This window comes from Rhodanobacter humi, from assembly GCF_041107455.1.
In the GTDB taxonomy this organism is placed as follows: Bacteria; Pseudomonadota; Gammaproteobacteria; order Xanthomonadales; family Rhodanobacteraceae; genus Rhodanobacter_A.
The window spans coordinates 88,554-113,670 of the sequence record NZ_JBGBPY010000001.1; the positions used below are offsets into that span (position 1 = coordinate 88,554).

General features: G+C 65.6%; 17 protein-coding genes. 10 read left to right on the top strand and 7 right to left on the bottom strand.

The window, feature by feature from the left end; all coding sequences use genetic code 11:
• Window positions 1-35: 35 nt before the first annotated feature.
• Window positions 36-383, top strand: a complete 348-nt coding sequence (locus AB7878_RS00405) for a hypothetical protein (protein ID WP_369492470.1) — start codon at window positions 36-38, stop codon at window positions 381-383.
• 129 nt (window positions 384-512) lie between these two features.
• Window positions 513-1,547 (top strand): agmatine deiminase family protein, encoded by a 1,035-nt coding sequence (locus AB7878_RS00410; protein ID WP_369492471.1) that lies wholly within the window; start codon window positions 513-515, stop codon window positions 1,545-1,547.
• A gap of 3 nt (window positions 1,548-1,550) precedes the next feature.
• Here the strand turns inward: AB7878_RS00410 and AB7878_RS00415 are convergent, their stop codons facing one another.
• Window positions 1,551-3,374: a chloride channel protein gene (locus AB7878_RS00415; protein WP_369492472.1), complete on the bottom strand. Its 1,824-nt coding sequence runs from the start codon at window positions 3,372-3,374 to the stop codon at window positions 1,551-1,553.
• A 189-nt stretch (window positions 3,375-3,563) separates the two neighbouring features.
• On the opposite strand from AB7878_RS00415, the gene AB7878_RS00420 reads away from it, so the two are divergent.
• From AB7878_RS00420 to AB7878_RS00435, 4 genes are all read left to right on the top strand, one after another.
• Window positions 3,564-4,454, top strand: coding sequence for a carbon-nitrogen hydrolase (locus tag AB7878_RS00420; protein WP_369492473.1), 891 nt, complete (start codon window positions 3,564-3,566; stop codon window positions 4,452-4,454).
• Window positions 4,455-4,639: 185 nt separating this feature from the next.
• Window positions 4,640-5,866 (top strand): TraB/GumN family protein, encoded by a 1,227-nt coding sequence (locus AB7878_RS00425; RefSeq protein ID WP_369492474.1) that lies wholly within the window; start codon window positions 4,640-4,642, stop codon window positions 5,864-5,866.
• Between the two features lie 123 nt (window positions 5,867-5,989).
• Window positions 5,990-6,319, top strand: a complete 330-nt coding sequence (locus AB7878_RS00430; RefSeq protein ID WP_369492475.1) for a c-type cytochrome — start codon at window positions 5,990-5,992, stop codon at window positions 6,317-6,319.
• Between the two features lie 13 nt (window positions 6,320-6,332).
• Window positions 6,333-6,683 carry a c-type cytochrome gene (locus AB7878_RS00435; protein ID WP_369492476.1) on the top strand — a complete coding sequence of 117 codons (351 nt, stop codon included), beginning with the start codon at window positions 6,333-6,335 and terminating at the stop codon, window positions 6,681-6,683.
• 120 nt (window positions 6,684-6,803) lie between these two features.
• Here AB7878_RS00435 and AB7878_RS00440 read toward each other — a convergent pair whose 3' ends face one another.
• Window positions 6,804-7,412 carry an NfuA family Fe-S biogenesis protein gene (locus AB7878_RS00440; protein ID WP_369492477.1) on the bottom strand — a complete coding sequence of 203 codons (609 nt, stop codon included), beginning with the start codon at window positions 7,410-7,412 and terminating at the stop codon, window positions 6,804-6,806.
• A gap of 155 nt (window positions 7,413-7,567) precedes the next feature.
• Between AB7878_RS00440 and AB7878_RS00445 the strand changes: the two genes are divergently transcribed.
• Both AB7878_RS00445 and AB7878_RS00450 read left to right on the top strand, forming a co-directional pair.
• Window positions 7,568-7,909 (top strand): 4a-hydroxytetrahydrobiopterin dehydratase, encoded by a 342-nt coding sequence (locus tag AB7878_RS00445; RefSeq protein ID WP_369492478.1) that lies wholly within the window; start codon window positions 7,568-7,570, stop codon window positions 7,907-7,909.
• A gap of 26 nt (window positions 7,910-7,935) precedes the next feature.
• Complete coding sequence (locus AB7878_RS00450; RefSeq protein ID WP_369492479.1) at window positions 7,936-9,426, top strand: CPBP family intramembrane glutamic endopeptidase; 1,491 nt, start codon at window positions 7,936-7,938, stop codon at window positions 9,424-9,426.
• Here AB7878_RS00450 and AB7878_RS00455 read toward each other — a convergent pair.
• Window positions 9,404-10,408 (bottom strand): RluA family pseudouridine synthase, encoded by a 1,005-nt coding sequence (locus AB7878_RS00455; protein ID WP_369495692.1) that lies wholly within the window; start codon window positions 10,406-10,408, stop codon window positions 9,404-9,406. The genes AB7878_RS00450 and AB7878_RS00455 overlap by 23 nt on opposite strands.
• Before the next feature lie 345 nt (window positions 10,409-10,753).
• On the opposite strand from AB7878_RS00455, the gene AB7878_RS00460 reads away from it, so the two are divergent.
• A complete protein-coding gene (locus AB7878_RS00460) occupies window positions 10,754-13,765 on the top strand; it encodes an Rne/Rng family ribonuclease (protein ID WP_369492480.1) in 3,012 nt (1,003 codons plus the stop codon).
• Window positions 13,766-13,843: 78 nt separating this feature from the next.
• Here the strand turns inward: AB7878_RS00460 and AB7878_RS00465 are convergent, their stop codons facing one another.
• The 4 genes from AB7878_RS00465 to AB7878_RS00480 all read right to left on the bottom strand — a co-directional run bounded on the left by AB7878_RS00465 (window position 13,844) and on the right by AB7878_RS00480 (window position 18,977).
• Window positions 13,844-14,497, bottom strand: coding sequence for a response regulator (locus AB7878_RS00465; RefSeq protein ID WP_369492481.1), 654 nt, complete (start codon window positions 14,495-14,497; stop codon window positions 13,844-13,846).
• Between the two features lie 139 nt (window positions 14,498-14,636).
• Window positions 14,637-14,894, bottom strand: coding sequence for a hypothetical protein (locus AB7878_RS00470; protein WP_369492482.1), 258 nt, complete (start codon window positions 14,892-14,894; stop codon window positions 14,637-14,639).
• Between the two features lie 543 nt (window positions 14,895-15,437).
• Window positions 15,438-15,638, bottom strand: a complete 201-nt coding sequence (locus AB7878_RS00475) for a type II toxin-antitoxin system Phd/YefM family antitoxin (protein ID WP_369492483.1) — start codon at window positions 15,636-15,638, stop codon at window positions 15,438-15,440.
• 654 nt (window positions 15,639-16,292) lie between these two features.
• A complete protein-coding gene (locus tag AB7878_RS00480) occupies window positions 16,293-18,977 on the bottom strand; it encodes an AAA family ATPase (protein ID WP_369492484.1) in 2,685 nt (894 codons plus the stop codon).
• A 391-nt stretch (window positions 18,978-19,368) separates the two neighbouring features.
• Here AB7878_RS00480 and AB7878_RS00485 point away from each other — a divergent pair, with 391 nt between their 5' ends.
• Window positions 19,369-25,002 carry a DUF3320 domain-containing protein gene (locus tag AB7878_RS00485; protein WP_369492485.1) on the top strand — a complete coding sequence of 1,878 codons (5,634 nt, stop codon included), beginning with the start codon at window positions 19,369-19,371 and terminating at the stop codon, window positions 25,000-25,002.
• Window positions 25,003-25,117 lie beyond the last annotated feature (115 nt).

The window sequence follows — 25,117 nt, forward strand, 5'->3', positions numbered from 1 at the left end:
AACGGCGCAGCATCGCCTTGCGCGGAGAGGGGACCATGTTCAAGCATCGCTACAGCCTGCCCTTGCTGGCAGCCATCGCTTTCGGCGCCGGCAGCCTTGCCGTGCCGCAGCCTGCCCATGCCGACAACCTGCTGATCCATCGCGTGCAGCAGGAGAAGGGCATGAACCTGCCCACGCGCGGCATGAGCATGGCCCAGGTCGAGAAGAAGTACGGCGCGCCGCAGCGCAAGCTCTCGCCGCGCGGCGGTGATACCAGGAAGCACCCGGTCATCAACCGCTGGGAGTATTCGGACTTCATCGTGTACTTCGAGCACGAGCACGTGATCCATGCCGTGCTGAACACCCCGGCCGGCAACAACACCAACCCCGCCACGGCGAACTGATCTACCCGAATATGACGCGCCCCGCGATGACGCGGGGCGCGTTCTTTTGTGCGCCAGCGGCCGTACTCTCGTAAACTTCGCGGCCCGATGCCATGCCGGCATCGATCCGAAATGCACGAGAGTTTCGCCATGACCGAACCCCGCTGGCGCCTGCCCGCCGAATGGGAACCGCAAGCCGCAGTGCTGATCGCCTGGCCGCATGCCGGCACGGACTGGGCCGAGCGCCTGGCCGAGGTGGAAACCACCTACGTGGCACTGGCCGCGGCGGTGACGCGCTTCCAGCGACTGGTCGTGGTGGTCGCCGACGCCGACGTGCACGCCCACGCCGAGGCGCTGTTGCGCGCAGCAGGCGTCGAGCTTTCGCGCATCCGCTTCGTCGAGCTGCCCTACGACGACACCTGGCTGCGCGACTCCGGCCCGATCACCCTGCAGGACGGCGACGGCCGCTTCCAGCTCGCCGACTTCCGCTTCACCGGCTGGGGCGGCAAGTTCGGCGCCGAGCAGGACGACGCGCTGATCGCGGGCCTGGTCGCCGCCGGCGTATTCGGCGAGGCTTCGCACCGGCGCATCGACTGGGCGCTGGAAGGCGGCGGCATCGAGAGCGATGGCGCTGGCAGCGTGCTCACCACCTGGAAATGCCTCCACCAGCGTCACCCGGAACAGAGCCGCGAGGCGATGAGCGCGATCCTGCGCGACAACCTGCACGCCAGCCGCATCCTGTGGCTGGACCACGGCTATCTGGAAGGCGACGACACCGACGCGCACATCGACACCCTCGCCCGCTTCGCGCCGGGCGGGCACATCGTGTACCAGGCCTGCGACGACGCCAGCGACAAGCACCACGACGAACTCGCGCGCATGGGTGTGGAACTGGCCGCATTGCGCACCGTCGACGGTCGCCCGTACACGCTGCACCCGTTGCCGTGGGCGCAGCCCATCATCGACGAAGGCCGCCGGCTCGCCGCCTCCTACGCGAACTACCTGATCGTCGATGGCGCCGTGCTGGTGCCCGCCTACGGCGACGCGGCGGATGATGAAGCCGCGCGCATCATCGGCAGCGCGCACCCGGGCCGCGAGATAGTGCAAGTGCCCTGCCGCCCGCTGATCTGGCAGAACGGCAGTCTGCACTGCATCACCATGCAGCTGCCGGTCGGGCTGGTGTGATCCTCAACGGCCGTCGTCGCCGTTCGCCGCGGACTTGCCGTTGCCGAAGAAGCGTTCGCGCACCTTTTCCTCGTTGTGGTAGTGCGTGTAGGGCTTGAGCAGGTCGTAGCGGGTGACCATGCCCAGCAGCGTGCGGCGGTCCGGACCCACCACCGGGATGCGTTCCAGTTTCTCCACGGCGGCACGCACGGCCACGCTCTGGCAGCTTTCGTCGGGCAAGGCGACCACCGGCTCCCTGCCCACCACGTCGGCCAGCCTTGCGCTGCCCGAGGGATCCTCCTTCAGCCAGCGCTGCACGTCCTGCCGGTTCACCACGTTGAGCAGGCCGCCGTCGGCATCCACCACCGGGAACGCGCGGTATTGCTGGTCGGCGCCGAAATAGCGCTCGGCCAATTCGCGCACGCTGAGCTCGCCGGGCACGGTGACCATCGCGGTGGTCATCACCTCGCGCACCGCCGTGTGTTCGAGCCGGTCCACCGTGTATTCGCGGAAAATGTCCAGGCCGCGCCGCGCGATCTTCTCGGTGAGGATCGAGCGCTTCATCAGGAACACGCTGACGCCGTACGCCGTGGTGCAGGACACCAGCAGCACCGGCAGCGCGCTGGCGTTGTGGGTGAGCTCCAGCGCGAACATGATCGAGGTGAACGGCAGGCGCATCACGCCCGCCAGCATCGCGCCCATGCTGAGCAGCGGCCACAGCAGCGGATCGGGGCCGGGAAACACCATCGCCTCCAGCCCACCCAGGCCCGCGCCCAGCGACAGCAGCGGCGCCAGCACGCCGCCGGAGGTGCCCGAGCCCAGGTAGATCACCCACATCAGCGACTTCACCAGCATGAACACCAGGATCGCCGTGCCCGCCAGCTGGCCGGTCAGCAACCGGTCGATCACGTCATAGCCCACGCCCAGCGTCTGCGGGTCGATCACGCCGCCGACGCTCACCGCCACCGCGCCGATCAGCGGCCACCACATCCAGTGCACCGGCAACCGGTGGAACGCGTCCTCCACGCGATACACCAGCGCGGTGAGCAGCGTGGCCAGCAGGCCGGCGAGGAAGCCGCAGACCGCGGCCAGCCCGAACGTCGGCAGGCCCACCTCGAACGTCGTCGCGAGCGGGAACAGCGCGCCGGGGCCGAGCAGCCACATGCGCAGCGCGTCGGCCACGAAGCAGGCGATCGCCACCGGAATCGTGCTGCGCGGGCGCAGCTCGAACAGCAGCAGTTCCACCGCCAGCAGGGTCGCCGCGATCGGCGTGCCGAAGGTGGCCGCCATGCCCGCGCAGGCGCCGGCCACCAGCAGGGTGCGACGCTCCATCGAGGTGAGGTAGAACATCTGGCCGAACAGCGAGCCCATCGCGCCGCCGGTCATGATGATCGGCCCCTCGGCGCCGAACGGGCCGCCGGTGCCGATCGCGATCGCCGCCGACAGCGGCTTCAGGATCGCCACCTTCACCATCATCTTGCTCTTGCGGAACAGGATCGCCTCCAGCGCTTCGGGAATCCCGTGGCCGCGGATGCGGTCGCTGCCGTAACGCGCCATCAGCCCCACCAGCAGGCCGCCCACCAGCGGCGCCAGCACGATCGCCCAGACCGACGCATGCAGGCCCGGCGCGACGAACGCGAAGGAGAATTGCTGGCGGAACGCCAGGTTGGTGACCAGGCCGATCATCCGGTACAGCACGTACGCGACGAACGCCGCCATGACGCCCACGAACACCGCCATCAGCGAAAGCTTGAGGATGCTGACGCTGGGCCGGAAATCGCTCTGGCTCAGCGTGTCCTGCTTCCAGCGTTCGTACTTGCACAGCAGCCAGGTGGTGACGACGTTCATGCGACACCTCCACCACCGATGCCGCAGCATCGGATCGTGCGTCCGTCGGCATTGCCCATCGGCCATCTCCGTCAGGGAAGCATTGCTGCGCAAGCATCGCCGTGATCCAGAGTAGCGGAAGCGTGTCGCGACGGTCCCGATGGCCGCCCTTGTTACACTAGGCGAGCAAACCCTCACGCCGAATCGCCCATGACCCGCAAGATCCTGAAAGCCGCCCTGTTGCAGGAAACCGACCGTGGCAGCCGCGACGCCAACCTCGACGCGATCGAGGCCGGCCTGCGCGAGGCCGCCAGGGCCGGCGCCGAACTGGTGCTGCTGCAGGAGCTGCACAACGGCCCGTATTTCTGCCAGCACGAATCGGTCGACCTGTTCGACCTGGCCGAGAGCATTCCCGGCCCCAGTACCGCGCGCATCGGCAAGCTGGCAGAAGAACTCAAGCTGGTGGTGGTGGCCTCGCTGTTCGAGAAGCGCGCAGCCGGGCTGTACCACAACACCGCGGTGGTGTTCGACCGTTCCGCCGCGATCGCGGGCAAGTACCGCAAGATGCACATCCCCGACGATCCCGCGTTCTACGAGAAGTTCTACTTCACGCCGGGCGACCTGGGTTTCGAGCCGATCGACACCTCGGTGGGTCGCCTCGGCGTGCTGGTGTGCTGGGACCAGTGGTATCCGGAAGCCGCCCGCCTGATGGCGCTGGCCGGCGCGGAACTGCTGCTCTACCCCACCGCGATCGGCTGGGACCCGAACGACGCGCAGGCCGAGAAGGATCGCCAGCGCGAGGCCTGGATCACCGTGCAGCGCGGGCACGCAGTGGCGAACGGCCTGCCGTTGCTGGCCTGCAACCGCACCGGCTTCGAGGCCGACCCCAGCGGCGCCGGTGCCGGCATCCGGTTCTGGGGCACCAGCTTCGTGGCCGGACCGCAGGGCGAGTTCCTCGCCCAGGCCGGCAGCGACGGGCGCGAGTTGCTGCTCGCCGAGATCGACATGCAGCGCAGCGAGCATGTGCGCCGCATCTGGCCGTTCCTGCGCGACCGCCGCATCGACGCCTATGGCGATCTGCTCAAGCGCTTTCGGGACTAGCGCGTTCGTCCTTGAACGCGAGAGTCAAACGGGCGGCCATCCTTGGCCGCACTTGGGTTTGCTTTTGCGATCATCCCTGATCGCGAAGATCACACGGGCGTCCATCCATGGCCGCACTCCTCACTTGCTTCGCGAGGGGCGCGTCCCCATGCTTGGGGACTCCCCGCGACCGGCACGCCACACGCATGAGTGACACCGAATCCACCCTTCCCACCGTGCTGCAGGACCAGCCCATCGAGCACGTGACGCGCGACGGCGTGGAATACGTGGTGCTGGGCACCGCCCATGTCTCGCGCACCAGCATGGAAGCGGTCGAGGCGCTGCTGGAGCACGAGCACTTCGATGCGGTGGCGGTGGAGCTGTGCGAAAGCCGCGCGCAGGGCATGCGCGATCCCGACGCGTTCAAGCGCATGGACCTGTTCCAGGTGATCCGCCAGGGCAAGGCCGGCATGGTCGCGGCCAGCCTGGTGCTGTCCACGTTCCAGAAGCGCCTCGCCGAACAATCCGGTATCCAGCCCGGCGCCGAGATGAAGGCGGCGATGGACGGCGCCGAGGCGCGCGGCCTGCCGCTGTGGCTGGTCGACCGCGAGGTCGGCACCACGCTCAAGCGCGCCTGGCACAGCGTGGGTTTCTGGCAGCGCTTCGGCCTGCTCGGCGGCCTGCTCGCCAGCGTGTTCGAGCGCGAGGAGATCGAGGCCAGCGAGATCGAGAAGCTCAAGCAGGGCGACATGCTGGAAAGCGCGTTCAGCGAATTCGCCAGCGAATCGAAGCCGCTCTACCAGAGCCTGATCGGCGAACGCGACGCCTACATGGCCGCGCGCCTGCGCGAAGAGGCCGCGCGCACGGCCACCGGGACACCTCGCCGCGTACTGGTGGTGATCGGCGCGGGGCACCTGAAGGGCCTGTGCCAGCTGCTGCGCGAACAGCACGGCGAACCGGCCGCGACTGCCGCCGAACTGGCACAGTCCCCGCCGAAGGCGCGCTGGCCGAAATGGCTGGCCGCGGGCCTGGTGCTGGTGGTGTTCGCCGCGATCGCCTGGGCTTTCCATCGCAACGCGGCGCTGGGCACGCAGGCGCTCACCGCGTGGGTGCTGTTCACTGGCGGCTTCGCCGCGCTGGGCGCGCTGGCCGCCGGCGCGCATCCGCTCAGCATCCTCGCCGCGTTCATCGCCGCGCCGATCAAGCCGTTCCGCCCCGGCATTCCCGCCGGCGGCATCAGCGCGATGGCCGAGGCCTGGCTGCGTCGCCCGCGCGTGGCCGACTTCGACACGCTGCGCGACGACATCGTGCACTGGAGCGGCTGGTGGAAGAACCGCGTGGCGCGCACCCTGCTGAACTTCTTCCTGGTCAGCCTTGGCACCATCGTCGGCGAGTACAGCGCGGGCATCCATATCTTCCGCAGTCTGGTCTGAGCCTGGGGCGCTTGCTGCGGATCAATCGGCTGCGGCAGGTTGTCCGTGCCCTGAACTGCTGTCTATACTGCGGCGGTTGTTGCACTCATTCGCATCTGTCGCCGCACCTGGGGAACGATCTCGATGATTCGATTGCAATTGCTTGGTCTGGCAGCCGTTGCCGCCTTGCTGGCCACCGCCAGCGCGCACGCCGAAGGCGACAAGGTGGCCGGGCGCACGCTGGTCTACACCTGCGCCGGCTGTCACGGCGTGCCGGGCTATTCCAACGCCTACCCGGACTATCCCGTGCCGAAGATCGCCGGGCAGAACGAGCAGTACATCATCAGCGCGTTGAACGAGTACAAGAGCGGCGACCGCACGTATCCGACGATGGCGGCGCAGGCGCAAAGCCTGTCCGAGCAGAACATCAAGGACATCGCCGCCTACCTGTCCAGCCTCACGCCGATCAAGTAACCAAGGACCCCGCATGCAACGTGCACTAGCCCTGCTTTCGTGCGGCGCCGTCCTGGCGTTCGCCTCCGCCCCGCTGCTGGCCAGCGGCAACGCCGCGAACGGCAAGACCAAGGCCGCCGCCTGCTTCGCCTGCCACGGCGCCGACGGCAACGCGGTCGACCCGCAATACCCGCGCCTCGCCGGCCAGTACAACCAATATCTGCAGCAGGTGCTGCACGAGTACAAGGACGGCGCGCGCAACAATCCGATCATGAAGGGCATGGTGGCCACGCTGTCCGACCAGGACATCGAGGACATCTCCGCCTACTTCTCCAGCCTGCCGACCAAGCTCGACACGCTGAAGGGACACGTGCAGGGCGATTGATTTGCCTTGGCCTTGCGATCATCCCCGATCGCGAAAATCAAACGGGTGGCCATCCATGGCCGCACTTTCAAACAAAAGCCCGCCGTGAGGCGGGCTTTCTCGTTTGGCGCATCGCTCATCTCAGCCCAGCGCCGACTTGCCTTCGTGCTTGCTGTAGTACGGCTGCTTGCCGCCGCTGTGGTCGGTGGCGTCGCGCACCGCGGTCACCTCGGGCACGCGTTCGCGCAAGGTTTTCTCCACGCCCTGCTTCAAGGTGACGTCCACCATGCCGCAGCCGTGGCAGCCGCCGCCGAACTGCAGCTTCACCACGCCTTCGGCGTCGACTTCCAGCAGCGTGACGCGGCCGCCGTGCGAGGCCAGCCGCGGATTGATCTCCGACTCGATCACGTAGCGCACGCGCTCGATCACCCCGGCTTCCAGCCCCGGCACGTCGCCCTTGATCTTCGGCGCGCGGATGTTCAGCAGGCCGCCGGTGGCGTTCGGCTCGAAGTCGATGCTGGCGCCATCCAGCCACGACGCACTGTCGCCCTCGACATGGAAGTCGAAACCGGCGCACTCGATCGTCCACTCGTTGCCGAGCAGCTCGGCCGGCTCGCAGAACTCCAGCTCGCAGTTCGCCGCCGGCGTACCGGGCGCGGTCACGTGCAGGCGGATGCCCAGTCCCTCGCTGCCCTGCTGCGCCAGCAGGCGGAGGAAATGCTGCTGCGCGCGTTCGGAAATCTCGATCATGCTTCACCTGTGGCGGATATTGCGACGGCGGCGCCAACACCATCCGCCGAATCAGCACCATTTTAGTACGGTTTCATGCCGGCCAGCAGGTTTTGACATTTGCGCGCGCAACTTCGACGCTGCGCGCCTTGTCTTTGCCTTCCGATGGAGCGCCCATGAACATCCACGATTTCGCCAACCAGCATTGCCAGCCGCGCAAGGGCAAGGAGCACGCGCTGAGTGCGGACAAGATCACCCAGCTGCTGCAGCTGCTGCCGGGCTGGGGGCTGAGCGCGGACGGCCGCGCCATCGTCAAGGACTTCCGCTTTCCGGATTTCCGCCACACGCTGGGTTTCATCAACGCGGTGGGCTACATGGCGAACCACGAGGATCACCATCCCGACATCGAAGCCGGCTACGGGCATTGCCAGTTGCTGTGGTCCACCCACGACGTCGGCGGCCTCTCGCTCAACGACATCATCTGCGCGGCCAGGGTCGAGGCGCTGCTGGCGCGCTGAGCGTGCGGCGATCCCCTACGTCGACGATGCGCCGCTGGCTGGCCGCCGCAGGCTTCGCGTTGCTGGTGGCGCTGCTGCTGTCCGGTCTGCGCGGACTGGCCGCGCGCATCACCGCGGGCCACCTGCAACACACGGCGGATCGGCAACTGGCCCTGATCGAGCATGGCCAGCCGCTGTGGCAGTGGCGGCTGCGCCAGCCGCACGACCTCGTCGCCGGCCGCGCCTTCGGCGCCGCCGACGTGCAGCGCGCCGGCGATGGCCTGCGCATCCGCAGTCGCGACGGCACGCCGTTCGAACTGGGCCTGCCGGTGAGCGGCATGCTCGATCCGGGTCACTGGCCGTTGCTGGCGCTGCACGGCGAAGCCGATGCGCCGTTCCGGCTGGGCGTGACATGGCGGCCACGGTTGGGGCAACCGGGTTGCCTCGGCTGGCAGGACGCACCGATCGCGGCTGGCCCGCTGCGCGTCGTGATCGATCTGCGCCAGTTGCACTGGCAGGCTGCCGACGGCAGCAGCTGCGCTGCGCCACAACGCATCGAGATGCTGCGGCTGCAGCTGGCGTTGCCCGCCGGCGCGTCGCTGCATCTGGACGAAGTGGCGCTGGGTCGCGAGGCTCCCCTGCCCGCACCCACACGGCCCTCGCTGCAGCTGTCGCCCGATCCCGCGGTGGCCTCGCGGCAACTCGCCGATCCCGCCTTGCCGGCCGCGCCCTGGATCGCCCTGCCGACCGGCGCCTCGGCCGAGACGCAACTGGCCCTGCGCCAGTTGGTCTGGTGGCAGCGGCCGGGCGCCCTGATTCTTCCGCATGGCGACACGCCGATGACCGCGGGCGAATCCGGCAACCGTGGCTGGCTGGCGTGGGTCGGCACCATCGGCTATCTGCTGGCGCTGGCCGGGCTGGCCTGGTGGTCGCCGCGCCTGCGTCGGCGCCGCTGGCTGGAACTCGCCGCCTGCCTGGCCGGGCCCTTGTGGCTGGTCATCGGCCTGCGGCTGGGCCTGCGCCTGTCGTTGCCCGGCTTGCTGTGCTTCGCCGGCGCCTTGTTGTTCGCGGCGCAGGCCGAGTGGCGGCAGCGCCCGGCCGACTGGCACTGGCTGGGCGATTGGCGCGCCTGGCTGATGCCGTTCGCCCTGCTGCCGCCGACCCTGCTGCTGATCGCCGGGTACGGCGGACACTGCACGGCACCCACGCCAGGCCATGTGCTGACCTACCTGCTGTGGGCGATCCTGCAGCAATGGCTGATGCTGGCCGTGGTGCTGCGCCGCCTCGAAGGAGGCCGACTGCACCCGGCCTTTGCCGTGCTGCTCGCCGCCCTCGTGTTCGCCCTGATGCACACGCCGAACGGCATTCTGATGCAGCTCTGCCTGCTGGCCGAGCTGTGGTGGGCGTGGTGCTTCCGACGCGCGCGCGCGCTGCTGCCGGTCGCTGCGGCGCATGCGGTCTGCGCCCTGCTGGTGGAAGCCGGTCTGGTGGGCGGCCTGCTGCGTTCGCTGGAGGTCAGCGCCCGTTTCTTTCTTTAGCCGCGGCCTGGATGTACGGCAGATGTTTGCCCTTCACCGCCAGCACGTCGAGGAAGGTCTTGAGGTCATCCGGCAGCGGCGCGGAAAAGCTGTACAGGCGCCCGTCCAGTTCGAAACTGAGATGCGCAGCGTGCAGGAACAGCCGCTGCAACCCCATTTCGCGGAAACGCTTGTTCATCTCGCGGTCGCCGTACTTCGGATCGCCCGCCAGCGGATGGCCGACATGGGCGGCATGCACGCGGATCTGGTGGGTGCGGCCGGTGCCCAGCGTGGCCTGCATCAGGCGGGCGCCGGGGTATTGCTCCATCTCGCGGAAGAAGGTCAATGCCGGCTTGCCGTCCTCGCTGACCCGCACCATCCGCTCGCCGCCCTGCAGGACGGATTTGCGCAGCGGCGCGTTGACGTCGAACTTCGCCTTGGACGGATGGCCGACCATCAGGCACAGGTACTGCTTGGTGACCTCGCCGGCACGGATCGCCGCCTGCAGGCCAACCAGTCCCGCGCGCGACTTGGCCAGTACCAGCACGCCGCTGGTATCGCGATCCAGGCGATGCACCAGTTCCAGCGACTCATGCGGGCGCGCCGCGCGCAGCAGCTCGATCGCCCCGTGGCTCACCCCGCTGCCGCCGTGACTGGCGATACCCGAGGGCTTGTCGATCACCAGGAAGTGCTTGTCCTCGAAGATCACCGTCTCGGCAACCGACGAGACCAATGCATCCGGCGCCTCCCGTCCCTCCGGGCGTTCAGCCACCCGGATCGGCGGAATTCGCAGCATGTCGCCGTCACTTAAGCGCGTATCCGGCTTGGCCCGTTTGCCGTTCACGCGCACTTGGCCGGTGCGCAAAAGGCGGTAGATCATGCTTTTCGGCACGCCCTTGAGCAGGGTCGCCAGCGCGTTGTCGATCCGCTGGCCGTCCCGCTCGGGGCCGATCGCGACTTGACGCACACCGTGAGGTACGTCGCGGGAAGTTGCCGTCTGCATTGAAAAAAACCTGTCGAAATAGGATACTCGGGCGGCGTCAATCCCTGCCCACCGACCCCGGTTCGGGCCGGGGCCCCGCCCGTCACGCCGGCGAGGATTGCGCCGTATGCCAAAGGGATGACTCCCAGGCAGCGGTCGCGACTCCCTTTCATCGTAACGGTTCGGGCCGCCGTTTGCCCGAAGCCTCACGGCCACGGCACGACTGACGCAGCTGACCGAACAATCCGGGCGCCGGGAACGGCGCCGTCACATGAGCCGCTCCACCGCAGCGGCGCGATCCCCGGCAGGCCGCCATCCCGGCGCCACCGCGGCACGCGACGCGCGGGCGAGCTGAGGAAAACTACAATGAAGCGCATGTTGATCAACGCAACTCAGCGTGAAGAGTTGCGCGTGGCCATCGTCGATGGCCAGAACCTCTACGACCTAGACATCGAAATCCCCTCCCGCGAGCAGAAAAAGGCCAACATTTACAAAGGCCGCATCACCCGCGTCGAGCAATCCCTTGAAGCCTGCTTTGTCGACTACGGCGCCGAACGCCACGGTTTCCTGCCGCTGAAGGAAATCGCCGACCAGTACTTCACCCCCGGTCTCAACCCGCACAAGTCGGGCATCCGCGACCTTCTCAAGGAAGGCCAGGAAGTCGTCGTGCAGGTCGAGAAGGAGGAACGCGGCAACAAGGGTGCCGCGCTGACCACCTTCATCTCGCTGGCCGGCCGCTACATGGTGCTGATGCCGAACAACCCGAAGGCCGGCGGCGTCTCGCGCCGGATCGAGGGTGAGGACCGGCAGGCCCTGAAGGAAGCCCTGGAGCACGTCACCGTGCCCGACGACGTGGGCCTGATCGTGCGCACTGCCGGTCTGGGCCGTGACGCCGAAGAGCTGCAATGGGATCTGGACTACCTGCTGACCCTGTGGCGCTCGATCTCCGAGGCCGCCAGCAAGCGCAAGGCGCCGTTCCTGATCTACCAGGAATCCAAGCTGTTCATCCGCGCCCTGCGCGACTACCTGCGCAGCGACATCGGCGAGATCCTGATCGACGAGGAATCGCTGTACGAGGACGCCCGCGAGTTCATGCAGCAGGTGATGCCCACCTCGCTGCGCAAGCTCAAGCTGTACAAGGACGACACCCCGCTGTTCAACCGCTACCAGATCGAGAGCCAGATCGAGAGCGTGTTCGACCGCCAGGTGCGCCTGCCCTCCGGCGGCTCGATCGTGATCGACCAGACCGAGGCGCTCACCGCGATCGACATCAACTCGGCCAAGGCCACCAAGGGCTCGGACATCGAGGAGACGGCGTTCAACACCAACCTTGAGGCTGCGGTGGAGATCGCCCGCCAGTGCCGCATCCGCGACGCCGGCGGCCTGATCGTGATCGACTTCATCGACATGGACAGCCCGCGCCACCAGCGCGAGGTCGAGGACAAGCTCAAGGACGCGCTGAAGCTCGACCGCGCCCGCGTGCAGATCGGCCGCATCAGCCGCTTCGGCCTGCTGGAGATGTCGCGCCAGCGACTGCGCCCGAGCCTCGGTGAAGCCACCCAGATCGTCTGCCCGCGCTGCGAAGGCCACGGCCAGATCCGCAGCGTGGAATCGCTGGCGCTGTCCACCCTGCGCCTGATCGAAGAACACGCGATGAAGGACAACACCGGCCAGGTGCTGGTGCAGGCGCCGCCCACGGTGGCCAACTTCCTGCTCAACGAGAAGCGCGCCAGCGTGGTCGAGATCGAGCTGCGCCACAAGGCGCACGTGGTGATCGTGGCCGACGACAAGCTGGAGACGCCGCATATCGAGATCCAGCGGATCAAGGAAGCGGACATGGGCGAGCACAGCAAGCCCAGCTACGAGCGCCTCACCGCGGTCGAAGCGACGCCGATCCCGAAGATGGGCCAGGCGCTGGGCAGCAACGAGCAGCCCGCGGTCAGCGGCATCGTGCCGGCCACGCCGGCGCCGGTGCGCGAGGAAGCGGCCGCCCCCGTGTCGCAGCCCGTGCAGGCGCGCCGCCAGGCGGCGGCACCCGCGCCGGTCGCCACCGCCCCGACCGGCGGCATCATCTCGCGCCTGTTCGGCTGGTTCCGCCACAGCGCCGCCGCCCCGGCCACTGCCGCGACGACCGCCGCACCGGCGGGCGCCAACGACAACGGCCAGCCGCGCGGCAACCGCCCGCAGCAGCCGCGACGCGACGAGCGCAACCGCAATGCGCAGCAGGGCAACAACCGCCAGCGCCGCGATGGCGGCACGCCGTCGGCCAAGCCGAACCAGCAGCAGCAACAGCAAAATCGCAGCAACCGCCAGCAGGGCAACGAGGGCGGATCGCGCCAGCAGCAGTCCAATGCGCAGGCGCCGAAGCAGGAACGCCAGCAGCAGCCGCGGAACAACGCCGCGGACGGCAACAAGGCCGCTCAGCCGGAACGTGCCGAGCGCAAGCCGGCGACGACTCCAGCACCTGCTGCGGTCGCGGCACCGAAGCCGGAAGCGCCGACACCGCGCCCTGCCGTTGCGCCCGCACCCGCCGAGTCCGTCGACGAAACCAAGCTGGTCGCACTGGTGGCGACCGGGGCTCCCGAAAACGCCGATGCTGCCGGCGACGCCGAGAACCCCTCGCGCCGTCGCCGTGGTCGCCGTGGCGGTCGCCGCCGTCGTCGCCACGAGGACGCCGCCGGCATGCCGGAGAACGCCGACCAGCTCAACGAGCTGGACGACGAGGATCGCGACGAGGCCGATGCCAGCGGTGGGGAGGAGCCCACGCCAGCGACGACGCCTTCGCCCGTCGACACGGCAAGCCCGGCCGTGGCCGACAAAGTCGCCGCCGAGACTGTCGCAGCGGCACCGCCCGCTCCCGTCGCGCCGCGCGCCGCGCCTGCGCCCCGCAGCACGCCGGTGCAGGCCGAGCGTCCCGAATCCGCGCGCGTGGTACTGACCGAAGCGCCGCTGGCCGCCGCGGTCGCCACCGCCTTCAGCCTGCCGCCGCTGCCGCCGATTCCGGAGAAGTCGGCATCGCCGGGCACCCCGGTGACGGACGTGGCACGCCCGGTCGAGACGAACATCACCGCTGACGGCGAAGCGAACCCGGCACGCGAATCCGCGTCAGCGGTCGTCGCGCCGAAGGAAGCTGCCGCACCAGCGCCTGTTCCGGCTCCCGCTCCGCTCCCGTCGGTGGACACGGCGGCTCACGCCGAGCCTTCGCTCGCCGCCCTCAACGGGCACGTCGCGCCCGCGCCTGCCGTCGTGCAGCCGCGACAAGGCGACCTGCTTGGCCACGAGGCCGCCAACACGCCGGCTGCTCCGGCTGCATACGAGGCGAAGCCCGCCGACGCAGCAGCTGAGGAGGAAGAGCCCCGACACGATGCGGCGCCCTGACGCCTGACCATGCGCCACGAAAAAGCCGGACTCACGTCCGGCTTTTTTTGTGGCTGCGATGTCCGTCGGGTGATGGGCTCAGGCACCCACCTGGTGGTTCGGCGCATCGATCAGGCCGTGCGCCGTCATCAGGTGCGCCAGCCCCAGCACGTGCTCCACACGCAGCTTCTCCATCAGCCGCTGCTTGTAGGTCGACACCGTCTTCGGGCTCAGGTTGAGCTGCTCGCCGATCATCGTCAGCGGTTTGCCGCGCACCAGCATCATCGCCACCTCAAGCTCGCGGCTGGACAGCGCATCGAACGGCGAGCTGCTGCCGTCCAGCGTGGCCAGCGCCAGCTGCTGCGCCACCGCCGGCGCGAGATAGCGCCGGCCGACAGCCACCTGGCGCACCGCCGTCACCAGCTCATCGGCGCTGCAGCCCTTGGTCAGGTAACCCGAGGCGCCGGCGTCGAGCAGGCGCTTGGGAAAGCGGCCGTCGTCCACCACGGTGACCACCACGATGCGCGTGGCCAGTTCGGCCCGGCTCACACGCTCGGTGAGCTCGATGCCGCTCATGCCCGGCATGTGCACGTCCACCAGGGCGATCTCGGGCTTGAGGCTGCGGATCAGGCGCAGGCCTTCCTCCGCGCTCGCCGCCTCACCGCAGATGCTCATGTCCGGCTGCTGCTGCAGGATCATCCGGAAACCCGTGCGCACGAGTTCGTGGTCGTCGATCAGAACGATCTGGATCATGCCCTGCCCTCCCTGATGGGTGCTCCTGGTTGCCGTATGTAGCGAAGCGCGGCGCATGCATGCGCCACTGCCTTGCCCTCGAACGGAAACTAGGCGGCTTCGCGGAAGGATGCAAGCAAAACGCCCGCATCGATCCGGCTCAGGCCGCCACGGAATCTCCGGATGAGACTTCCGTCGCATCGACCGGCGGCCTCGCATACGAGGCCAGCCGAATCGGGCCGCCGATGCCCAGCATCTCCACGCAGATGGCACGCCCGCTGCACAGATGCTCGTCGCGCGCGATCTCCCGCGCCAGCGTGATGGCCGGGCCCAGCAGCAACTCGCGGAACAAGACGATGTTGCCGCGACGGATGCTCCAGCGATACGCGGTGGTCTGGTTGAGCGAGACAAGCATCATGCAGGCGATCCCTGTGCGCGAGCCGCGATGCGGCAGGACGACGACGATCCAGGAGAATCCGAACCGTCGATCCCATGCACTGTGCCACGCAGCGCCCGTGCACTCTGTCAGCCAATACCTACGCATCGTGTCCGCCAAACCGGCAGGCCACGGTCAAGCTGGCCGGTTCGGCATATCGTGAGTTTTTCTGACAGATACGGGCAAGAAAAAACCCGCCAAGCGGCGGGTTTTCCTGAAGTTCCGGTTCCCCGGAAACTCGCGATTGGTGCCAAGAGGAGACCCAATTAAAACACTAATTCACTGATAAATAACGATTTTCTATGAGTTCGTGAGAATTTCATGCACAAATACATACACAAGCTGGCGCGCTTGCCAGTCAGACCATCGGCGATTCGAGTCCCTACCCGGGCATCATACTGAACGAATAGTGTGCGGACGATTCGCATCCGAGCAGTGCCCCTGTGCATCCCGTCCCGAGCAACTCCTCACGCTTCAGCTGCTCGACTGCTTGCAGCACCCGACGAGCATTTGCCAGCCTTCTGGCTATTCGCCTTTCTCACGCCGCAGCAAATCTCCGATATCACGCTCGACCAACTCCCCTCGCTTCAGCTGCTCGATCGACTGCAGCAACCGGCGTGCATTCGCCGGACGCCTGAGCAAATACCAGGTCTCACGCGCGCTGCTGGAGAAGGGCCACTGCGCCAGCAGCCAGAGGCGACGATGTAGTGGGATTGGATGCTTCACGACATTGCTCCATGCAAATTTGAATCAGCTTCGACAAAGCCCAGCGGCTGCACAAACGCCACCCTCAACGCCCTTTGGCCCTGAGGCGCTTCAGATCGGCGTCCAGTATGGATGCAGCCTCCGTCAACACGAAGCTATTGAGACAACTGCTGCTGGGCCTCAAGCGCCCCTGATCGCAGACAAAAACGGCTAGATCCCGGCTTCCGAACTCGTCCACGTAACGGACGAGACCTTGGTTCGCGATGGTCTTCCGTTGAGCGATCAGTTCCGGCCCCGCTTGGTCAGGGGAAGCTCCCAGGCACGCTGTAAGCACAGACCGACCGAGCTCGCGTTCGAGCGCTAGCCGGTCGCCCAGGTGTGAGGTCAGCGCCTTCTCGGAGACGGTCAGGATATGGTGAAAACGCATCGGCACCTCGCGTGTCAGTTGTCAGAGCACACAATGCTAGAGCGCCGTTGCGCGGTTGTCGGGTAGGTACAACAGGAAGCTCAGGACACCATATATTCGCGCTACTCCGTTGAAGGTAGGTCGACAAGCGGCAACGACGAGTCCGGGATGTCGCTGACCAATCGCTCGTGACCCACGTGCTCTTCGACAAAAACTACCGAGACTAGGAGCCCTTAAACAGGGCCGACCATACGGTAGATCCTTGCTGTTTAGCTGCGTGGCTCGGCATTCGCTGTGAATACTTTCTTGCGAGCCTCGTTGCGTTTTTGCCGCTCGCCTCTGTAGGCACTCCCTCGCCTACGGGCGGCGACCAACAAGCCGTCAAACACATTGATGTCCTTCAGCAGCTCGTCGGGATGAGGGATTGGCAACTGGTGTGCAGCATTGGTGTCGTGGGCGTCGGTAACTTCGCAACAGCGATCGTAGATGCGCGTGAGCTCCTCCCATTGGTCCTGCGGGAATCCGACTACCGCGCCGAAGCTTTCGACCGAAACGACGTCGCTGAACGGTTGGACGGTGTTATTCAAGAACACCTCGCGCACAGCACGCTCGATCGTACCCCGCAGTTTGGTGTAAGCCAGCTTGACCCGCTCCTTGGCGGGCTCATCTAGGTAGTCACCCACGCCTTTAAGTGCGGCGCCTAGGTCCCGCACCTGGCTGAGCCGGGCAGCGGTGTCCATGGTCTCCCACGTGAGCCCCGGAGTGACAAACCCGGGCCCTTGCCCTTCACTCCAGCTGACGGTCTGGAACAAGACCGGCTGTCCAGTCTGAGCCACTGTGCCGCCCATCTCGGCCAAGAACACCGCATCGTGAGTGAACACCACGACCGGACGCTCCTTGGCCAGCTCAGCCAGCCGCAGTGCCATACACCGGCGATGGTGGTGGTCGAAAGATGTCGAGGGGTCATCGAACACTACGGTCGACCGATGGTCTTGAAGGCGCAACTCAGCCAGGAATAGCGCCAAGCTCATGGCTCGCTGCTCTCCCTCGGAAAGAACCTGGCTCGCGGGATCGTCGCAGTCGACCACCTTCAACGCCATCATCGTCTTGCCGACGTCAGTGCGGCCGACCAGTTCTGGCTCCACGCTACGCCGCCGCCCCAACTTCGCCAGCTCCTCGTTCATGCCATCGGCCAAGGCATCTGTCACGTAGATGCCGGCCAACTTGGTCATCTGGCGGGAGACCGTCTTGGGGTTGAGGCCCCCATGACACGCCGTCAGGTGGTTGTGCGCCTTGGAGTCTTCGACAAACTGCTCTACCTCGGCCAGTTGCTTGCCCAACTGCACGCGGGACCGCAAGGCTGCGAGCTCCTGTTCCAGTTTGACCTTTGCTTGTGGATCGAGCGCCGCTCGAAGGTCTTTCGCCTGATCGCGCAATGCCTTTGCCTTGGTGGTCAGCCGGACGTCCAGAGGATCACCGGCGGGCAGCACAGGACGCTCCGCGGACCAGTCGTTCGTGGCCACGGCGTTCTGAGCCCACTGCCGGCGGTCGCTCCATGCTGAGGTGGTCTCTACCACCAGGTCATAGAGTGCAACGTCCCTCGCCTTCAACTCGTCTTGTGTTGTTTGGTCCACTGGGCTGAGGTTGGCTTGTCCTACCGCGTTCATGGTTTGGGTCATGACAGCGTTGGCTTCCTGCGCGTTCTTCGAAGCGTCTTCCGCCACGTAGCTTGCGAAGCGCACCATCCGCGCCTTGGCATCGTCGGCCAGCGGTGTCTGGCAGAGGACGCACTTGGCACCATCGTCGAGGTTGGGATGTACGTGCCCCGGATAGGCACTCTTAGTGGAGAACCGCTCCGCGGCTTCGAAGAGGGCCTTCCACACAGCATCACCGGTGCCAGGGAGCAAGCCTTCGGCACCGGGCTGGTCTTCGTGCAGCCGGCGCTGAGCGACAGCCAACACTGCTTCGGTGTTCCGCTGCTTGTCGTGCCGCTCCTTGATTTCATCCAAGGCGCGGTCGGTGACAAAGCGCTGGGCTTGTTTCACAGCAGTGACCGCGGTGTCGAGCCGGTTCGCCAAGAGCTCCGCGGCTCGCGCCTCCGGTTCCGGATTCATCGTGCCCAACACCCGCGTCAGCTCTTCGATGCGCGGCTCGTCCTCTGGCTTCATCGTTGCCAACTCGCGCAACCGCACCAAATCGGTGTCCTTGCCGAGCTTAGCGATGAGCCGTCCTACGTCGTGGTTCCCCAGGAGTGCATCGAAAGCCGTTCGGTTCAGCCGGATATGCCCGCGCTCTGCCTCGATCGTTGCCTGCATCTCGCGCTGCGCCGTGGCTAGACGATTGAGGTGTGGCAGGCCGTAGGGCTGGTATTCGCACGCTCCCTCGCGGGTCAGATAGTCTGTGCCGCAGGCACTGTCGTAGACCATCACGTTGCCCAGTTCGTCCAGCGAAGTCTGACCTTGCCGCCACGTGTAGGTGACGTGCCCCTTCTCGCCGTCGATGATGAAGGTCACATCGGCACTGGGAATGGGGCGAGGACGTTCACCCACGAATGCGTCAGGCAGGACCGCTTGTCGAACCCTCGCTCGGCAAGCGTTCTTAAGGACTCTCGCGTAACCCGACTTGCCCGCGCCGTTCTCACCGAAGACCACGGTGAGTCCCTCGGGTACCAGGCTTAGCTCCCGGCCTGCAGGAAAGCGGTTCACGTTCTCCAGCCGGTCGAGCTTGATGAGGCGGACAGTGGCGGTGCCGCCGGCTTGCGACACATCGTCCATCGAAAGCGGGATCGCCGCCACCGCGGCGGCCGGCCCTCCGTGGTGCTCTTGAAGCAGAGCCAGAACCTCGGCCTGATCCTGCACGCTCAGAGCTCCGTTGCGAAACAACCGGCGTAACGCATCGCTCTGCCACGCCGGCAACCCGCCCGCCCAAGCCAGGATGTCATCCACGAGTGCCATGCCCCCCTCCTTTTCGTTCCTTGAAGCACCATTCATACACCAAGAACGGCTGAGCGTGGATTCGCGCCCTCACTGGACTTGCTGTTGGGGACGGGGCTGCGCCGCACACCACGTCGCTAAGGCCGGAGGTGCGTGGAGCTCTTCGAGGATCAGGAGGTCGACGTCGCGCTCTTGAACCGCAAGCACGACGGGCATGTCATCCAGATTGATGGGCGCTCCTAGGAGTATCGTTTCGGCCAAGGGGGAAGGACATGGCAGTCAAAACGCACTACGACAGGTTCTGCCCCGATTCTGCGGACACTTTCGCTATGGCCCATACTGAGCCGACGGAGTGTCCATGTCGAAGCGCGAGCGTTGCGTCTCAGGCTTTAGGGGCGAAAGGGAGGGTCTAATGGAAGCGGAACAGGGGGTGGCTGCAGCCGCTATTGGAGAAGATCGGGCGTTTTTTCAGAGCAACTTGCCGCTTGCGGAGAAATTAGAGCGGGCCCGGGTCGAACTCCTGGACCTCTCAGCCCGTAACAGGCTGCTCAACATGCCCAGAGGTGCCCGCGGCGGTCGTTCGATCGAGATCGTCGATGAGAAGACCGCAGAGATCTTCCGCTTATTGGTTCGTGAGGGGAAAACCTTCACCTTTGTGGCGGGACGCGCTGCCGAAGGCAAGGAGCTGGCAACACCCTCGGGAGCAGTTGGAGAAGTGGCTGCCAACTATGCTCTAAGCGATAAGGCGGGGAAAGCAGCTCCTGCGGTTGAGCCCGACGAGATCGAGGATCTTGCCCAGCCGGACGATAACAGCACGGACGAGCGCGGTGTGTTGCGCCGGCATGCCGATACCAAGCTGCAGACACGGCTAACCAGCAAGGGCCTGCAGAAGCGCCTCTTAGAGCTCTATCTCGACGCGAACACCCTTGAAGAAGAGCAAGGCGTCAACGTGCTGTTCCTAGCGATGGGCGCACTGAAGTGGGTGGACCCCAACAACGCCGAGAACGTCCGTTATGCCCCATTGCTTCTCATCCCGGTCCAACTCGACCGCGGCAATGCTGGTGAACGGTTCAACCTGAAAGTTCGGCAGGACGACTTCGCCTCGAACTTGTCACTGGAAGCCTATCTAGATCGGGTTCACGCGCTGCGCATGCCCGCCTTCGAGGCAACGGATACCTTCGAACCGCTCGACTACATCAAGCAGGTTCGCAAGAGCGTTGAGGTAAAGACCGACTGGGAGGTGTTGCCCGATCACATGACCGTGGGCTTCTTCTCCTTCGCCAAATTCCTGATGTATCGGGACCTAGATCCGGCGGTATGGCCCAAGGGCGCCGCCATCAGCGAACACTCCCTGATCCGGTCTTTGCTCGCGGATGGGTTTGCTGGCGGTGACGATCTGGTGGATGAAGACGCTAACATTGATCCACTGATTCCGCCCGCCGAGATGCTCCACATCCTGGACTGCGACAGTTCGCAGGCGCTGGCCATCCACGAGGTGCGGCGGGGGAAGAACCTGGTTATCCAGGGGCCGCCGGGCACGGGCAAGAGCCAAACCATCGCCAACATCATCGCTGCTGCCGTCAAGGACGGCAAAAGCGTGCTGTTCGTGGCCGAAAAGATGGCCGCCTTGGACGTGGTGAAGCGTCGCCTGGACGATCGCGGGGTGGGTGATGCCTGCCTGGAACTCCACAGCAACAAAACCAGCAAGCGGGCCGTGCTCGAAGAGCTGAGGCGCACCTGGGAGCTGGGTGCCCCCAAGGCGCCCAGCCATGGCAGCTTGTTTGATCGGCTCACAGAAGCTCGCGACAAGCTCAATGCCCACGTGCAACGGCTTCATGAGCGGGATCCGGCTTCGGGATTGACTCCGTTTCAGGTGATGGGTCAGCTCGTCCGGTTGCGGGAACAGGGCGAGCGTCCCAACGACATCCGCTTGGAGGCGCCTGAACAGTGGGGACACGACGGCTTTGCGGCCCGCCTGAACCTGTTGAGCGATCTGGCAAATCGTGTGGCAGAGATCGGTAAGCCTGCAGATCATGCGTGGGTTGGAGTGGGCCTGGACGCAATTTCTCCGATGGACGCGGACCGCTTGGTTGGGCGCGTGCAAAAGCTTTCCGAACACATGGCCGCAGCTCGGCAGCAATTCGACACAGCCGCTACCTTGTTGGAACTCGACGCGCCGCTGCGGTTGTCGGATGTGCCGCCGATGGTGGAATTGCTCCAGCGCATTGCTCCCGCGCCGACGCTTTCCGCGGCAGCCATGGGTAATGAGGTCTGGCAGAACTCGTGGCCCATCACTGAACTGTTGAACCTGGGCGAGTGTTACGCCGCAGAACACGGGGCTCTCCTGGGGAGGGTGGCCGATACAGCTTGGGACGCCAACCTGGAAGAGCCGTTGCTCGCGTTGGGCGAACTGCCCGAAGCCTTCAATATGGATCAGTTCAAGCGGCTGGCTCGCCTGCCGGATGAACTCCCCCGCCTGATGGGTGAGGCGGCGGCATTGGCTCGCCTGTTGGGGCGAGAGCCTGGGAGCTCCCTCGGGGACTACCAGACCTTGGCACACATCGGTGAGCGGGTGGCGGCGGCCCCACCAGCCAGCCCTGAAACTTTTGCCTCGGATCTGTGGGATGGTGGTGTCGAGCGTGCCGGCGAGCTTGCACAGGCTGTGGCCGATTACGAAGGCGCCAAGGCCAGTATTGGGTCTCTGCTCACCGAGATGGCGTGGTCCTTGGATCTCGCCTCGGCCCGGTCTGTCTTGTCCGCACGTGGAACCAGCATCTTCCGCTTCTTCAGCGGGGAGTGGCGCGCAGCCAACCGTCTAATTGGCTCGGTCCTAGTTACTCCGAACCAGCCTTTGCCGATCACCTTGGGGCTCCTCGACACCTTAGCGAAGGGGCAAAACGCCAAGAAAGCGATCGAGGGAGAGGACACCTTCGGGCGCAGTGCCTTTGGAGACGACTGGCGCGGTGTGCGGTCCCACTCGGCACCTCTCCTGGCGCTGGTGGAGTGGATGCGGTCCCTGAAAGGGTTGGGTGCAGAGCCCCGCCTTATCGCGTCACGAAGTCCGGAAAAGACTGAAGTGGCCGCGCGTGCCAAACAACTGTCGGGGGCCTGCTTGCAGATCGAGCGGGACTTGCGGGCGGCGTGGGAAGAACTAGGGCGTGCCCGTGGGTCTTTCTTCGGTGACATCGCTTCGGTCGAGCGTGCGGATCTACAGGTCTTGGTGCAAGTCGCGTTGCGCTACACCGCAGCTCACACAGCAGCGAATGGCTGGGTCACCAGCGGGGCACAAGAGGCTGGAGCCATCCGTGCGGTGTTAGAAGAGCTGGAGGCGGGGCAGCGGGATCGTCAGACCCTGCGTGATCAGATCGCCTTGGGACAGGCGGCATTCGACGACGCGTGGAAAGCGGAAGATTCCGATTGGAACCACCTAAAGGTGGCCGCAGCCTGGTTGGAGCAGAACCAGGACATTCGTGCCTTGGCGGGCCGGATCCGTGAACGAGAGGCGTTGTTGCCACGTGCCAAGGTGCTCGCTGCTTCTCAGACGCACGTCCAAGCCAGCTTCAGAGCCTTGACCGATGACCTCCATCTCGATGTTGAGGCCTCGGTGGGCGGGACCGTTTCCGACGCACTGTTGGAAACCCTGGCATGGCGCCTTCAGCGTTGGAGCCACGAGTACGAGCAACTTTTCCGCTGGGTGAACTATCGCGATCGTTCGGCCAAGGCCACCGCCATGGGATGCGGCGAACTGGTGACCCGCTTGGGGGATGGGCGACTGAGCCCGGACACAGTGACTTCCGCGTTCGAAATGGCATATTTCGAGGCGACCTACACTCGCATGGCACGACAGCAACCCGCGCTGGCTCGTTTCGATGGTGCCACCCACGGACGCCTGGTCCAGGAGTTTGCGGATCTAGATCGCCAGCGCATCGCCGCGGCGAGCGTCCAGGTGGTGAAGGCGCACTACGAAAGTGTTCCCCCGCGAGATGGCAGTGCGCTCGGGCCGCTGGGTGTCCTGCGTGGCGAGATCCAGAAGCGCAAGGGCCATATGGCTGTGCGCAAGCTCGTCGAACGCGCTGCTCCAGCACTACGGGCGCTCAAGCCGGTCTTCATGATGAGCCCTCTGTCCGTGGCGCAGTTCCTGGTGCCGGGCGCCATGGAATTCGATTTGTTGGTGATGGATGAGGCCAGCCAAATCCAGCCAGTAGATGCGCTCGGGGCGATCGCCCGAGCCAAGCAGGTAGTTGTGGTGGGCGATCCCAAGCAGCTGCCGCCAACCGCTTTCTTCGCCAAGATGACCTCAAGCAGTGAGGACGACGAGGACGAAGACGGCGCCGCCGTGGCCGACATCGAGAGCATTCTGGGGCTATTTATGGCCCGGGGCCTGCCCACCCGCATGCTCCGTTGGCACTACCGCAGCCGGCATCAGTCGCTGATTGCCGTCAGCAACCGTCAGTTCTACGAAAACAAACTCTTTATCGTGCCCAGCCCCTACACCGCCCAAGGCGGCCAAGGGTTGCGCTTCCACCACATCCATGACGGTCTGTTCGACACCGGCAACAAGCGCAATAACCCGATCGAGGCGAAAGCGGTCGCGCAGGCGATCATCGCCCATGCCCAGACCTATCCTAAGTTGTCGCTTGGCGTGGCGGCGTTTTCCGCAGCCCAGCGGCGCGCCATCATTGATGAACTCGAAGTGTTGCGTCGGGGCCTGCCTGCGGAGGTCGAGGATTTCTTCAGGGCACATCGGTCCGAGCCATTCTTCGTCAAGAACCTGGAAAACGTCCAGGGCGACGAACGCGACGTGATCTTCATTTCGGTCGGTTATGGTCGATCGGTTCCTCACGGGCGGATTCCCATGCGGTTCGGTCCACTGGGCACCGAGGGCGGCGAGCGACGCTTGAATGTCTTGATCAGTCGCGCGAAGCAGCGATGCGATGTGTTCGCCTCCATGACCGACGAAGACATTGACCCCGCATACGCGGCCAGCAAGAAGGGGGTTTACGCCTTCCGCCTGTTCCTCCAATACGCACGGACAGGACGACTGCCCATGGCCGAGGTCACAGGGCGGGACCACGACAGCGTGTTTGAAGAGCAAGTGGCCAGTGCGCTGCGGGCGCGTGGCTACGACATTCAGGCACAGATCGGCCTCGCCGGCTTTTTCATTGATCTGGCTGTCCTAGATGAGGCGCGCCCAGGCCGGTTCCTCTTAGGGATCGAGTGCGATGGCGCGGCTTACCACAGTTCGCGCTCGGCACGGGACCGTGATCGTCTGCGCCAAGCGGTGTTGGAGGAACATGGCTGGACCATCCATCGGATCTGGAGCACCGATTGGTTTCAGCGGCCCGGTGAGCAGTTGGAGCGGCTAGTGCACCGCATCGAAACCATCAAAGCGGAGTATGACGAGCACCAGGAAGAGGTGACCCTGACCGTGCAGTTGGATACGGAAGCGCCCTATGTGGAGCGCGAAACCGTCGAAGATGGCGGAGAAGAGGTTGGGTTTGTGCCCTATCAGGAGGTCACCCTGACGCGGCCCCGGCATGTGGTGGTGGATCTTCATGAAGCCCCGCAGGGCATTTTGACCCAGTTGGTCGAGGAAGCCGTCCGCATCGAAGGCCCTGTCCACCGCGATCAGGTCATCACGCGGATCCGGGAAGCTTGGGGATTGAAGCGTGCCGGTGGACGTATCGAGGATGCTGTAGAGCGCTCCATCGAGATCGCTACCAAAATGCAGCGGATCGCACGACGCGGCGATTTCCTGTCACTCCCGGGCCGGAAGGCAGTGCCACGGGACCGCTCGGAGGTAGCCGCAACGGCGCTTCGAAAAGCCGAAATGTTACCGCCGACCGAGATCGAGGCTGCTGTGTCCCAGCTGGTTCAACGGAGCTTTGGGGCCACCCGCGATCAGGTGATCCAGGCCGTCTCGCGTGGGTTCGGGATCAGGAATACCAGCAGCCAAGTCCGATGTGCCCTGGAGGATGTGATCGAGACGATGATAGCTCGGCGGCAACTGAGGGAGGTTGCCGGTCTATTAACTGTGGTGGAGTAGCCCAATGGAGACAGATCTGATCGGCTGAATCAAGAATTCACATAAGGAGTAAGGAGTAAGGAGTTCGGCCGATCCCACAGGAGAGGGTTTGCACCGGAGCATGGGCATCACACCA